Genomic DNA, 13327 nt, shown 5'->3' with positions numbered 1-13327 from the left:
GGAATGCCAGTGAACGCCCTCGTCGGGTCCGCGCACGCCCGCGGCATCACCACCCTGACGCTCGACTCGCCGGCCAACCGCAACGCGCTCTCCGCCGCCCTCGTCGGCGAGCTGCGCGCCGCGCTGGCCGCGGCGGGCGCGGACCCGGCGGTCCGGGCAGTCGTCCTCACCCACACCGGCGGCACCTTCTGCGCCGGCGCCGACCTCAAGTCACCCTGCGACCCCGCCGACTTCCTCGCCCTGCTCCGCGAGATCCTCGCCCTGCCCAAGCCCGTCGTGGCCCGCACCACCGGCCACGTCCGGGCCGGCGGCCTAGGCCTCCTCGGCGCCTGCGACATCGCCGCCGGCGGGCCCGACTCCACGTACGCCTTCACCGAGACCCACCTCGGGCTCGCCCCGGCCGTGATCTCCGGCCCCCTGCTGCCCCGGCTCGACCCGCGCGCCGCCGCCCGCTACTTCCTCACCGCCGAACCCTTCGGCCCGGCGGAAGCCACCCGCATCGGTCTCCTGACCCTGCACGGCGACACGGACGACAAGGATCTGACGACGGCCCTGGAACCCGTCCTCGACGGCCTCCGCAAGGCCGGCCCGGCCGCCCTCGCCGAGACCAAACGCCTGGTCACCGCCCCCGTACGGGCCGTACTCGACCGGGACGGCGAAGCGCTCACCGCGCTGTCCGCCCAGGTCTTCGCCTCCGAAGAGGCCCGCGAGGGCATCACCGCCCGATTCGAGCGCCGGAACCCCGCATGGGCGCAGTGACCCCCCTGCGCGGCCCCAAGCAGGACCGCAGCCGGGCCACCCGGCAGCGGCTCCTCGAAGCCGCCGTCGCCTGCCTCGCCGAACACGGCTGGGCCGGCTCCACGGTGGCCGTCGTCGCCGAACGCGCCGGCGTCTCCCGCGGCGCCGCCCAGCACCACTTCCCCACCCGCGAGGACCTGTTCACCGCCGCCGTCGAGTACGTCGCCGAGGAACGCTCCGCCGCTCTGCGCGGCCTGTTCCCCGACGGGCCCGCCTCCCGGCCCGCCGCAGTCGCCGCCCTCGTCGACCTCTACACCGGCACCCTCTTCCGGGCCGCCCTCCAGCTCTGGGTCGCCGCCTCCAACGAAGAGCAGCTGCGCCCCCGCGTCACCGAACTCGAAGCCCGGGTCGGCCGCGAGACCCACCGGATCGCCGTGGAACTCCTCGGCGCCGACGAGTCCGCGCCCGGCGTCCGCGAGACCGTGCAGGGCCTGCTGGACATGGCCCGCGGCCTGGGCCTGGCCAACGTCCTCACCGACGACACCGCCCGCCGGGCCCGCGTCGTCGCCCAGTGGTCCCGCCTCCTCGACACGGCCCTCACCTCCTGAGCCGAACGACCCGCCGGGCCCCGGGCCCCGTACGACACGACGGCGCGCCGCACCCCCGCAGGGATGCGGCGCGCCTGCTGCGGAACGCGCGTCAGGCCGTCGAGGCGATGTCCTCGTAGCCCCCGATGGACCGCGGGTCGCGCGGGCCCGGGCCGATGTACCGCGCGGAGGGCCGCACCAGGCGGCCGGTGCGCTTCTGCTCCAGGATGTGCGCCGACCAGCCGGCCGTGCGCGCGCACGTGAACATCGACGTGAACATGTGCGCCGGGACCTCCGCGAAGTCCAGCATGATCGCGGCCCAGAACTCCACGTTCGTCGCCAGCACCCGGTCCGGGCGCCGCGCGTGCAGCTCCTCCAGGGCGGCCTTCTCCAGCGCGGCCGCCACCTCGTAACGCGGGGCGTCCAGCTCCTTGGCGGTGCGGCGCAGCACCCGGGCCCGCGGGTCCTCCGCGCGGTACACGCGGTGGCCGAAGCCCATCAGCCGCTCGCCCTTGTCCAGGGCCTTCTTCACGTACGCCACGGCGTCGCCGGTGCGCTCGATCTCCTCGATCATGCCGAGGACGCGCGAGGGCGCCCCGCCGTGCAGCGGCCCGGACATCGCGCCGACCGCGCCGGACAGGGCGGCCGCCACGTCCGCGCCGGTGGAGGCGATGACCCGGGCGGTGAACGTGGAGGCGTTCATGCCGTGCTCGGCGGCCGAGGTCCAGTACGCGTCGACGGCCTTGACGTGCCGCGGGTCCGGCTCGCCGCGCCAGCGGATCATGAAGCGCTCGACGACCGACTCGGCCTTGTCGATCTCCTTCTGCGGAACCATCGGCAGCCCCTGGCCGCGCGCCGACTGGGCGACGTACGACAGGGCCATCACGGCCGCGCGCGCCAGGTCGTCGCGGGCGGTCTGCTCGTCGATGTCGAGGAGCGGTTTCAGGCCCCACACCGGGGCGAGCATGGCGAGGGCGGACTGCACGTCCACGCGGATGTCACCGGAGTGCACCGGGATCGGGAACGGTTCGGCCGCCGGCAGGCCGGGGTTGAAGGCACCGTCGACCAGCAGGCCCCACACGTTCCCGAAGGACACGTGGCCGACCAGGTCTTCGATGTCGACGCCCCGGTACCGCAGCGAACCGCCTTCCTTGTCGGGCTCGGCGATCTCCGTCTCGAACGCGACGACCCCTTCGAGCCCGGGTACGAAGTCGGACATCAGGCGGCTCCTCTGTGTAGTGCGAGGTACGGCTATGACCATGCGTCAGGATGGGCGGGTGCGTACATCTTTGTACGCTTCCACGCGCTTCGCGGTGCGGCCCGGCCGAGCGGGGTCAATCCCGTCATGCCCCGTGCGGACGCGAAATACGGCGGTCACCGCGGACCGGCCCCAAGATTTTGTCGGCTCCCGCGGCAGGGCGGAAGCGTGACGTCCGGCACACCGCCCCGCAGCTCCGGGGGCATGGCGCGGCCGCGCGGCTGCGGCAGGATGGGGCCGTGCCGAACCAGGACCTTGACCCCGCCACCATGCGCCGGCAGTACCGCTCCGAGATCGTGTTCGAATCCGATCTCGCCGCGGACCCGATGGACCAGTTCGCCGTCTGGTTCCAGCGGGCCGCCGACGCCAACGTCTTCGAGCCCAACGCCATGGTCGTCTCCACCGCCGACGCGGCCGGCCGGCCCAGCTCCCGCACCGTGCTCCTCAAGCAGTTCGACGCCCGCGGCTTCGTGTTCTTCACGAACTACACCTCCCGCAAGGGCCGCGAGATGGCGGAGAACCCGCACGTCGCGCTGCTCTTCCCGTGGCACCCGATCGCCCGCCAGGTCGTCGTGACCGGCACCGCGACGCGGGTCGGCCGCGACGAGACGGTCGCCTACTTCCGCTCCCGCCCGCACGGCTCCCAGCTGGGTGCCTGGGCCAGCGAGCAGTCCACGGTGATCGCCTCCCGCGCCGACCTCGACCGCCGGTACGCCGAGCTGGCCGAGCGCTATCCGGAGGGCGAGCAGGTCCCGGTGCCCACCGGCTGGGGCGGCTACCGGGTGGTCCCCGACTCGGTGGAGTTCTGGCAGGGCCACGAGAACCGGCTGCACGACCGGCTGCGCTACGTGCGCGAGGAGGGCCCGGCGGGCGCCGGGTGGCACGTGGAGCGGCTCTGCCCCTGACCGGGGGCGGTCGCGGGGCCCGGCGCCACGGGGCGCGGGCCCCGGAAACGCAGACGACCCGCGGGCTCGGGTCCTCTCCTGCAGTGAGAGGAGCCGGCCGGACGTACCGGCGAGCCCGCGGGTCGGGTGACTGCTTGGAATTGGCCGGCGCTCGCGCCGGCGTCGCACTGGGTGCGTACTGACGGCGAGCGTTAGCCCGCAGTCACCTCACGCGTCCGAGAGTTGTACATGCTCCGGATCACCTCCTTTCAGTGTGCGGCCAACGTACGCCGCGCTCCGGAGGGGGCTCAACCCATTTTTTGCCCGCCTCTTCAGGGGAACGCAGTGTGGGCTGCGTCACGTTGCAGTTGAATGATCTGACGTGCCGCACACGCGAACACCTGCGGGGGGTTTCCAGGTGAGTGCTTCCGGACGTGGTGAGACCACCGACGATCTGCTTGCCGCGCTGCTCGACGGGATGGACGCCGCCCTGTGCGCGTTCGACGCCGAGGGCGTGGTCACCCACTGGAACCGCGAGGCCGAGCGGATCCTGGGCTGGTCGGCGGCCGAGGCCGTCGGCAGACACGGCTTCGGCGGCTGGGCCGCGATGCCCGCCGACGCCGCGGACGTGGCGAAACGGCTGATGTCCGCGCAGGACACCGCCGGCCGCCAGGTCCACGAGTTCGCCCTCCTCACCAAGGACGGCGGCCGCGTCCTCGTCCGCACCCAGTCGGCGCGGGTCTCCGGCGCCGACGGCCGGCCCGCCGGCGTGTACTGCGCCTTCAGCGAGGTGCACACGCAGATCGACCTGGAGCGGTCCATCGCGCTCAGCGAGGCCCTCCTCGACGACGCCTCCTGGGGCGTGGTCCTCGTCGACGTGGACCTGCGCCCCGCCGTTGTGAACACGCACGCCGCCCGGGCCTTCGGCGCCAACCGGGTCGCCCTGCTCGGCCGGCCCCTCGGCGACCTCCTCGACCAGGGCGTGGAAGAGCTGGAGGGAGCCCTCCAGCACGTGCTCGCCGAGGGCGCGCCGCCCGCGCCGGTCGAACTGTGGGTGTCGGTGCGCACCGGTGACGGGCCGCGCCGCCGCTGCTGGCGGTGCGGGTTCCTGCGGCTGGCCTCGCCGCTCGCGGAGGAGCCGGTGCCGCTCGGGGTGGGCTGGCTGTTCCAGGACATCACCGAGGCCCGGCAGGCCGAGCTGGACACCGCGCAGCTGCGGTTCCGCACCAACCAGATGCACCGGGCGGCCCGGGCGGCCGCCGAGTGCGAGTCCCCGGCCGAGGCGGTCGGGGTGCGGCTGGACTTCGCCCTGGCCGGGTTCGCCGACCACGCCCTGGTCGACGTACTCGACGGGGAGCGGCTGGTGCGGTCCTCCGCGACGCCCCCGCCGCAGGCCCACCCGGGCCCGCTGCCGCTGCGCTACCCGGCCGGCCACCCGGCGCTCCAGGCCCTCGACCGGGCCGGCTCGGTCCGCGTCGGACCCCCGGCGGCGGTGCCGGCCGGCTGGCCGGAAGGCGTGGTGCACGGTCTGTGCACGGTGCTGCGCAGCCGCGGCCGGGCCCTGGGCGTGCTGACCTTCCTGCGGTCGGCGGCCCGGCCCGCCTTCGAGCGGCCGGACGCCGTGTACGCGGAAGAGGTCGCGGCCCGCGTCGCGGCCGACCTCGACCTCGCCGGGACGCTCGGGGCCTGACCGCGGAGGGCCGGAGCCCGGCCGCGCGCACGTGCGGAGCCCGGCCGGCGCACGTGCGGAGTCCGGCCGCGGCCGCGCGCCCGGCCGCCGCTGCTCAGTGCCGGAAGAAGATCCGGTCGCCGTACTCGGTCAGCACCCGGCCGTTCCACTCGTGGCCGCCGTCCACGTTGCCCGAGCGCAGCAGCGGCGGCTCGATGCCGCGGGCGACCAGCTGCTCGGCCGCGGCCGCCATCACCGCCTGCATGATCGCGCTGGTGACCACGGTGGAGGCCGGGGCGAACGGCGCCTCGATCCCGTCCAGGGTCAGCTCCGCGTCCCCGACGGCGATCTTGCTGTCGAGGACCACGTCGCAGTGGTCCTTCAGGAAGGTCCCGGAGGCGTGCCGGGACCGGGTGCCGGTGGTGTACGCGACCGAGGTGACGCCCACGACCTTGAGGCCGAGGGCCCGCGCGTTCAGGGCCATCTCGACGGGCAGTGAGTTCCGCCCGGACAGCGAGATGATCACGAGGACGTCGCCGGCGGTCGCCGGGCTGCTGTCGAGGACCGCGCCGGCCAGGCCGTCGACCCGCTCCAGGGCACTGCCGAGGGTGGCGGGCATGACGTCGACGCCGGCGGTGCCGGGGACGGCGAGGAAGTTCATCAGGGCCAGACCGCCGGCGCGGTAGACCACGTCCTGGGCGGGCAGCGAGGAGTGTCCGGCGCCGAACGCGAAGAGCCGGTTGCCGGACGCGACGGCGTCGGCGATCAGCCCGCCGGCCGCCGCGATGCCGTCGGCCTCTTCGTCCCGGACCCGCTGCAGCAGCCCGATTGCGGCGTCGAAGAACTGGCCGGCCAGCTTGCTCTCGCTCATGCGCCGAGGACCCTTCCGCGATGGCGTGCGTGGATGTCGCCGCTCACCGTGCGGTCTGGACCATCGGCCTGTCAATACGCCGTCCACCCGGCGCGCCGGACCGCGGCCCGTTCCCACCGCCGCGGGACGGTTGCCGGGCCGATGCGTCAGAATTGGGGGCAGGGCCAGCGCACGATAACGAGGGGCACGTATGTCCGGACTGATCGACACCACGGAGATGTACCTCCGCACCATCCTGGAGCTGGAAGAGGAAGGTGTGGTCCCCATGCGCGCCCGGATCGCCGAACGGCTCGATCAGAGCGGTCCGACGGTCAGCCAGACGGTGGCGCGGATGGAGCGCGACGGCCTGGTGGCCGTCGCCAGCGACCGGCACCTGGAGCTGACCGAAGAGGGCCGCCGGCTGGCCACCCGCGTCATGCGCAAGCACCGCCTGGCGGAATGCCTGCTCGTCGACGTGATCGGCCTGGAGTGGGAGCAGGTGCACGCCGAGGCCTGCCGCTGGGAGCACGTGATGAGCGAGGCGGTGGAGCGGCGCGTCCTGGAGCTGCTGCGCCACCCGACGGAGTCGCCGTACGGGAACCCGATCCCGGGTCTGGAGGAGCTGGGCGAGAAGGCCGAGGCCGACCCGTTCCTCGACGACAGCATGGTGGCGCTGTCCGAGCTGGACCCGGGCACCGAGGGCAAGACGGTCGTCGTCCGGCGCATCGGTGAGCCGATCCAGACCGACGCGCAGCTGATGTACACGCTGCGGCGGGCGGGCGTGCAGCCCGGCTCGGTCGTCAGCGTCACCGAGTCGCCGGGCGGGGTCCTGGTCGGCAGCGGCGGCGAGGCCGCCGAGCTGGAGGAGGAGATCGCCTCCCACGTGTTCGTGGCCGCCCGCCGCTGACCGTCGCCCGCCACCGACGGGCGGCCGGCCCGGACCCTCGCGGAGGGTCCGGGCCGGTCGTGTGCCGTCCGGTGCCGGGGAATCTGGCCGAACCGGGCGCCTGAGCCCCGCTTGCGTGTCAGGCTGGACGGAATGGTTTTCGTACGTCTGAACCGGGCCGCGCGGGTTCCGCCCCGACCACGCCCCCAACGGGAAGGTCCCGGCGCCTTGCGACGCCGGGACCCGTCCTCCCCTTGGCTGACCCGGAGCCCCGAGCTCTCAGGGTCAATCCCCTCGGACCGTCTTCCCCGAGCGGCCCGCCTCCCGATGAAGATCTCCCCTCGGCAGCGGCCGCCAATCCTTGAGCAAGGTCACTCGAAAGAGCGGTGTTGCCGGGCAAGGCCCGGTTTTCGAATGCAGGTTCGATACTCTGGTCGGGAGCGAAGGGGGTGCATCGACCTTGGTACGACGCTTCGATGTGACAGGATCCGGCGGTGTCCGGCTCGCCGCCTGGGAGTTCACCGCCGAGCCAGGTGACCGCGACCTGACCGGGGACGGCCCGGCCGCCTCCGCCCCCGCCGTGCTCTTACTGCACGGGCTGATGGGACGGTCCGCCCACTGGGCCGGCACCGCCCGCTGGCTCGCCGCCCGCCGCCGCACCGTCGCCCTCGACCAGCGCGGCCACGGACACAGCGACCAGCCGCCCGAAGGCCCGTACACCCGTGAGGCGTTCGTGGCGGACGCGGAGGCCGCCATCGAGCAGCTGGGCCTCGCCCCCGTCACCCTCATCGGCCACTCCATGGGCGCGCTGACGGCCTGGCAGCTCGCCGCCCGCCGGCCCGATCTGGTGCAGGCCCTCGTCATCTGCGACATGCGGGCCTCCGCGCTCGGGGCGGCCTCCCAGCGGCAGTGGGAGGACTGGTTCCGCTCCTGGCCGCTGCCGTTCGCCTCGCCGGCGGCCGTCCGCCAGTGGTTCGCCGAGGACGACCCCTGGGTGGAGCGGCCCAGTCCCGGCCGCGGCGAGTACTTCGCCGAGATGATGGAACCGGGCCCCGACGGCTGGCGGCCGGTCTTCTCCCGCCGGCAGATGCTCCGGGCGCGCGAGACGTGGGTGTACGACGCGCACTGGGAGGAGCTGGCGCAGGTCCGGTGCCCGACGCTGGTCGTCCGCGGCCTGGACGGCGAGCTCGGCCGGGCCGAGGCCCAGGAGATGGTCCGGGTCCTGCCCCGCGGGGCCTATGCGGAAGTCCCCGACGCCGGCCACTACCTCCACTACGATCAGCCCGCCGCCTGGCGCCACATCCTGGAACCCTTCCTGGAAGGCGCCCTGGCCCCCTGACCCGGCGCGGCTCAAGAACGGGGGCTCCGCCCCCTGACCCGCAGCCGAAGTCCGGGCAGGGGCGCGGGTCAGCCCTTGCTGACGGCGGTCAGGATTTCGGGGAGGCGGCGGGCGACCTGCGGGGCGGAGACGCGGAGGCCCGCCCAGGCGATCAGCACGCCCCAGCCGACCCCGACCGGGAGGACCGTCCACAGCGGCCCGGACGACACGTGCAGGAACACCGTCAGCCCGATCAGCGGCCCGCACAACGCCGCAGACACCAGCGCGCCCAGGAAGATGCTCATCCACGCCAGCCCGCCCTGCCCGGGCGCCACGTTCTTGAACGCACCGTCCTGCGGGATCGAGTACGGGAAGCGCGCCGAAGCCACCGCCCCCGTGCACAGCATCCCGCCGAGCAGTCCCAGCGACAGTCCCATCGTCTCCGGCAGCGCCGGCCAGTTCCCCACCAGCGCCGCCGTCAGCACCGACACCGCCACCGTGTACGGCACCGTCACCACGGCCAGCGCGAGCGCCCGCGCCCGCAGCTCGACGTACGCGTCCCGGGGCGTCGAGATGGTCTGCGCGACCATCCAGAACGCCGACGTGTCCTGCCCGAACTGGTTGTACATCTGCACACCGAGCATCCCCGCCCCCATGCACGCCAGGTACACCGACCCGGTCCCCTGGAGCGCGTTGAAGACCGGCACGATCGCGCCCACGGCCAGCGAGGTCACCCACGCCGCCTTCGTCTTCGGGTCCCGCCACACGTACCGCAGCGTCCGGTGCATCGCAGCCCCCGACCGCCCGCCCGGCAGCAGCCGGGCCCAGCCGGTGTCCTGCCGCTCCCGGGCCGTACGCGCCTCCTCGGCGGCCGCGATCGTCGACCCGTCCGGGGACACCATCAGCTTCGTCAGCGACCGCTGCCACGCCCACAGCAGCCCGGCCACGCCCAACACGGTCAGCAGCAGCTGCACGGCCGCCGTCCCGTACGCGCCCCGGCCCGCGGAATCCACCGCACCGATCGCCGTGGCCGGCGGCAGCCAGCGCACCACCGCGGCGGCCGGCTCCAGCGCGTCCAGACCGCCGTCCCGGGCCAGCCGCTGCCAGCCGAAGTTGACCAGCTGCGCGCCGACCGCGATCCCCAGACCGCTCAGCACCGCCAGGTCGCGGCCCTTCCGGCTGGACAGCAGCCGCACGTTCGCGGTGGCCAGCGCCCGTGCCAGGGCCACGCACCCGGCCATCAGCAGCGGCACCGCCAGCACGCCGACGGCGATGCCCGCCGGCCCCTGCGCCACCGCCACCACCGAACCGACCGCCAGGCACAGCGTGAAGAACGGGCCGATGCCCACCAGCGAGGACACCAACAGCGCCACGATCAGCGGCCGAGGCCGCAGCGGCAGCATGACCAGCCGCGACGGGTCGAGCGTCTCGTCCCCGCTGGAGAAGAACAGCGGCATCACCGCCCAGCCCAGCGCCAGCACCCCGGCCAGCAGCACGGTGACCGTGCCCGCCTGCGCGTTGCCCCGCAGCAGCACCAGCCCGAGCAGCTGGAGCAGCCCGAAGAGCACCGTGAAGACGAGCGAGGCGAGGAAGGCCGCCCGCCGCTTCGAGGACTGCTTCAGCCCGTTGCGCAGCAGCGACAGCTTGAGGCGGACGAAGACCGGAGTGATCTCCGCCGTGGTCAGGGCGCTCACCGGGCGGTCCCGCCGCCCAGCCAGTCCAGGGCCTCGCCCGCATCGCGGCCGCCGGCACCCACCAGCTCCAGGAACGCGTCCTGCAGCGACGAGGCCTCGCCGCGGACCTCCGCCAGCGGACCCGAGGCCCGGATCCGGCCGGCCGCCATCACGGCCACCCAGTCGCAGAGCGACTCGACGAGCTCCATCACGTGCGAGGAGAACACCACCGTCGCCCCGGACGCGGTGTAACGTTCCAGCACCCCGCGGATGGTCTGCGCCGACACCGGGTCGACGCCCTCGAACGGCTCGTCCAGGAAGAGCACTTCGGGGTTGTGCAGCAGCGCGGCCGCCAGCCCGATCTTCTTCCGCATGCCGGTCGAGTAGTCCACGATCAGCTTGTGCTGCGAGCCCGCCAGGTCGAGCACGTCCAGCAGCTGGGTGGCACGCTTGTCGGTCTCGTCCCCCGGCAGCCCCCGCAGCCGGCCCATGTAACCGAGCAGCTCACGGCCCGACAGCCGCTCGAACAGCCGCAGCCCCTCGGGCAGCACCCCGATCCGCGCCTTCACGCTGACCGGATCGGCCCACACGTCGTGCCCGGCGACCTCGATCGTCCCCTGGTCGGGCCGCAGCAGTCCGGTCACCATCGACAGCGTGGTCGTCTTCCCGGCGCCGTTCGGCCCGACCAGGCCGATGAACTTCCCGGCCGGCAGCTCCAGATCGATTCCGGACACGGCCACCTGCTCGCCGAACCGCTTCCACAGCCCTGCTATCCGTACGGCCGCGGGCGGCGCCGGTCGCGCCCCGCCCGCATCAGCCGAAAACACCTGGTCAGGCACAGTGCGCCCACCTCTCGTGCGTTACCCCGTTGGTCACGCTCACCCTACGAGGCGCCCGCAGGCCGCAGAAGCGGCACAAGGTCCCGGCCACGAACCGGGGGAGACGGAGCGTCAGCCGCGCCGCGCGCGGGCCGCCGCCGCCTCCCGGCCGCACGCGTACGCCAGCGGGTTGATCAGCTCCTCCGCGTCCGGCAGCCAGCGGTTCGCGGGCGTGGGACGCCGCGCCCACAGCACCGCGCCCCGGCCGCCGAACCGGGTCGGCGGCGCCGCCACCCAGTCGCCCTCGCCGCGCGCCTTCAGGTCGATGGCGGACGGCGCCCAGCCCAGCTTGCGCACCAGGTCCGGCACCTTCGCACCGGCGCCCGGCAGCACGAAGAACAGCATCCGGCGGTCCGGGGCGAGCGCGACCGGGCCCAGCGTCAGCTCCATCCGCTCCATCCGCGCCAGCGCCAGGAAGCCGGCCGACTCCGGCACGTCGATGGCGTCGAACGTCCGGCCCGTGGGCAGCAGGATCGACGCCTTGGGCTGCCGCTGCCAGGCCCGCCGGACCTGCACCGCGCTGCCCGTCGCCTGGGCCGCCCAGTCGTCGCGCGCCGGGTGCGCGCCCGGCGCCGCGCACTCCGCCTCCCCGCAGGAGCACAGCTCCCGTCCGTCGACGGGCTCCAGCCAGGTGCCGGGGAACACGTCCCAGTGCCGCTCTTCCGCGTACCGCACGGCCTGGTCCAGCAGCTGCTCGCCGCGCTGCTTGGGGATGGGTGCGGCTTCCGTGACTCCCATGGTCTCTTCCACGCCCTTCACAACTCCCCCCGCCACCTGGGGTTACGGGGGCGGCGCCAGCCGGGGCGCACGACCGGCGCCGCATCGATCCTGCACGCGGGGCGCAAGGATGCACGGGCGGGGGCGCGCGGGCGAGGGCGCTCCGGAACGTGGGTAGCGAGACCCGTGAACGCACGGCTGAAATCCGACAACGTCCCACAACCCCAGGCAAGCGAGCGCAAGAGCGCCACGTTCCGGGCAACTTCCGCATTCTCCGCATTCAGCCGGGCAGTGATCATTCGAACGATCACCCGTGGCCTCAGGGGGTTTCTTCCATGGCAGCCAGGCCTCTCGTCGCCCGCCAGCCGAACGAACGGCTGCAGGCACTCATCCAGGAAGCCGGGTGTTCCAACGCCGGGCTCGCCCGCCGCGTCAACATGTGCGGTGCCGAGCACGGCATGGATCTCCGCTACGACAAGACGTCCGTCGCGCGCTGGCTCCGCGGCCAGCAGCCGCGCGGCCGGGCCCCCGGCATCATCGCCGAGGCGCTGGGCCGCAAACTCGGCCGCACCGTCACCATCGACGAGATCGGCATGGCGAACGGCAAGAACCTCGCCTCCGGCGTCGGCCTCCAGTTCTCCCCGACCGTGCTCGGCGCCATCGAGCAGGTCTGCGAGCTGTGGCGCAGCGACGTCGGCCGCCGGGACTTCCTCACCGGGTCCACGGTGGCCGCCTCCGCGCTGGTCGAGCCGAGCCGGGACTGGCTGATCACCCAGGCCGACCCGCAGGTGGCGCGGACCGCCGGCTCACGGGTCGGGCTCTCGGACGTGGCGGCGGTACGGGCGACCACCGAGGCCCTCAAGGACCTCGACCACCGGTTCGGTAGCGGGCACGTCCGGCCGGTCGTCGTCCACTACCTCAACAGCGTGGTGTCGGGGCTGCTCGGCGGCTCGTACCGGGAGCCGGTCGGACGGGCCCTGTTCGCGGCCGTGGCCCGGCTCACCGAGCTGGCCGGCTACATGGCCGTGGACACCGGCCAGCCGGGACTGGCCCAGCGCTACTACATCCAGGCGCTGCGGCTGGCCCAGGCCGCGGGGGACCGGGCGTACGGCGGCTATGTGCTGGCGGCGTCGATGAGCCACCTCGCGGCCGAGCTGGGCAACCCGCGGGAGATCGCCCAGCTGGCGCGGGCCGCGCAGGAGGGGGCGCGCGGACAGGTGACGCCGCGGGTGCAGTCGATGTTCTTCGCGGCCGAGGCCCGCGGCCACGCGCTGCTGGGCGACGCCCGGGCCACGCAGGTGCTGGCCGGGCGGGCGCTGTCGGCGCTGGAGCGGGCCGAGCCGGAGTCCGGGGACGACCCGGTGTGGATCCGGCACTTCGACACCGCCTACCTGGCCGACGAGCTGGCGCACTGCCACCGGGACCTGGGGCAGGCGGAGGCGGCCGGGCGGCGGGCCGAGGAGGCGCTGCGGGCGCTGCCCGAGACCAAGGCGCGCAGACGGGCGATCGGGCTGCTGCTGCTGGCGACGGCGCAGGTGCAGCAGCGGGAGGTGGAGGAGGCCTGCCAGACGGGGGTGCGGGCGGCGGAGCTGCTGGGTTCGCTGCGCTCGTCCCGGGGCTCGGAGTACCTGGACGACTTCCGCCGGCGGCTGCTCCCGTACCGGGACGAGGCGGCGGTGCGGGAGTTCTCGGCGCGTCTGGAGGTCCAGCCGGCCTGAGGGGCGCGGTGAGCCTTCCGGGCCGAGCGGCACCAGGCGGACGAATGGGGGCGTATGCAAGTTCACCGGGGGTATTCCGGCGCGCCTCCTTGAGTTCGATCATGGGCGCGTGGTCCCGGCGCAGGAGGACCCGGTAGCGTAAACCGACGAT

At 74.0% G+C, this 13327-nt stretch carries 12 protein-coding genes; 7 read left to right on the top strand and 5 right to left on the bottom strand.

Features of this window, described 5'->3' with window-relative positions; all coding sequences use genetic code 11:
• The first annotated feature begins 3 nt into the window (after window positions 1–3).
• Window positions 4–759: an enoyl-CoA hydratase family protein gene (locus tag LG634_RS22595; protein WP_226735743.1), complete on the top strand. Its 756-nt coding sequence runs from the start codon at window positions 4–6 to the stop codon at window positions 757–759.
• Complete coding sequence (locus LG634_RS22590) at window positions 747–1346, top strand: TetR/AcrR family transcriptional regulator (RefSeq protein WP_226735742.1); 600 nt, start codon at window positions 747–749, stop codon at window positions 1344–1346. Before LG634_RS22595 ends, LG634_RS22590 begins: the two co-directional genes overlap by 13 nt.
• A gap of 91 nt (window positions 1347–1437) precedes the next feature.
• On the opposite strand, the gene LG634_RS22585 is transcribed toward LG634_RS22590, so the two are convergent.
• A complete protein-coding gene (locus LG634_RS22585; RefSeq protein WP_226735741.1) occupies window positions 1438–2544 on the bottom strand; it encodes a citrate synthase 2 in 1107 nt (368 codons plus the stop codon).
• A gap of 308 nt (window positions 2545–2852) precedes the next feature.
• Here LG634_RS22585 and pdxH point away from each other — a divergent pair, with 308 nt between their 5' ends.
• Window positions 2853–3488 carry a pyridoxamine 5'-phosphate oxidase gene (gene pdxH / locus LG634_RS22580; RefSeq protein WP_226735775.1) on the top strand — a complete coding sequence of 212 codons (636 nt, stop codon included), beginning with the start codon at window positions 2853–2855 and terminating at the stop codon, window positions 3486–3488.
• Window positions 3489–3885: 397 nt separating this feature from the next.
• Window positions 3886–5157, top strand: a complete 1272-nt coding sequence (locus tag LG634_RS22575) for a PAS domain-containing protein (RefSeq protein WP_226735740.1) — start codon at window positions 3886–3888, stop codon at window positions 5155–5157.
• 94 nt (window positions 5158–5251) lie between these two features.
• Here LG634_RS22575 and LG634_RS22570 read toward each other — a convergent pair whose 3' ends face one another.
• The gene (locus LG634_RS22570; RefSeq protein WP_226735739.1) at window positions 5252–6007 is read right to left on the bottom strand and encodes an SIS domain-containing protein; all 756 of its coding nucleotides are present in this window, start codon (window positions 6005–6007) and stop codon (window positions 5252–5254) included.
• A 190-nt stretch (window positions 6008–6197) separates the two neighbouring features.
• Here LG634_RS22570 and LG634_RS22565 point away from each other — a divergent pair, with 190 nt between their 5' ends.
• Both LG634_RS22565 and LG634_RS22560 read left to right on the top strand, forming a co-directional pair.
• Window positions 6198–6893 carry an iron-dependent transcriptional repressor DtxR gene (locus tag LG634_RS22565; protein ID WP_226735738.1) on the top strand — a complete coding sequence of 232 codons (696 nt, stop codon included), beginning with the start codon at window positions 6198–6200 and terminating at the stop codon, window positions 6891–6893.
• Window positions 6894–7332: 439 nt separating this feature from the next.
• Window positions 7333–8211 (top strand): alpha/beta fold hydrolase, encoded by an 879-nt coding sequence (locus tag LG634_RS22560; RefSeq protein WP_226735737.1) that lies wholly within the window; start codon window positions 7333–7335, stop codon window positions 8209–8211.
• A gap of 68 nt (window positions 8212–8279) precedes the next feature.
• Here LG634_RS22560 and LG634_RS22555 read toward each other — a convergent pair whose 3' ends face one another.
• The 3 genes from LG634_RS22555 to LG634_RS22545 form a co-directional block, all read right to left on the bottom strand.
• A complete protein-coding gene (locus tag LG634_RS22555) occupies window positions 8280–9884 on the bottom strand; it encodes a transporter (RefSeq protein WP_226735736.1) in 1605 nt (534 codons plus the stop codon).
• Complete coding sequence (locus tag LG634_RS22550; protein WP_226735735.1) at window positions 9881–10702, bottom strand: ABC transporter ATP-binding protein; 822 nt, start codon at window positions 10700–10702, stop codon at window positions 9881–9883. The genes LG634_RS22555 and LG634_RS22550 overlap by 4 nt, the downstream gene beginning before the upstream one ends.
• A 111-nt stretch (window positions 10703–10813) precedes the next feature.
• A complete protein-coding gene (locus tag LG634_RS22545) occupies window positions 10814–11479 on the bottom strand; it encodes a bifunctional DNA primase/polymerase (RefSeq protein ID WP_226735734.1) in 666 nt (221 codons plus the stop codon).
• A gap of 314 nt (window positions 11480–11793) precedes the next feature.
• Here LG634_RS22545 and LG634_RS22540 point away from each other — a divergent pair, with 314 nt between their 5' ends.
• The gene (locus tag LG634_RS22540; RefSeq protein ID WP_226735733.1) at window positions 11794–13176 is read left to right on the top strand and encodes an NsdA family TPR-like regulatory protein; all 1383 of its coding nucleotides are present in this window, start codon (window positions 11794–11796) and stop codon (window positions 13174–13176) included.
• The last annotated feature ends 151 nt before the right edge of the window (window positions 13177–13327 follow it).

It is taken from the genome of Streptomyces bambusae (genome assembly GCF_020532645.1).
Taxonomy (GTDB): domain Bacteria; phylum Actinomycetota; class Actinomycetes; order Streptomycetales; family Streptomycetaceae; genus Streptomyces; species Streptomyces bambusae.
The sequence above is the reverse complement of the archived record's forward strand: the minus strand, read 5'-3'. Positions and strand labels throughout refer to the sequence as shown.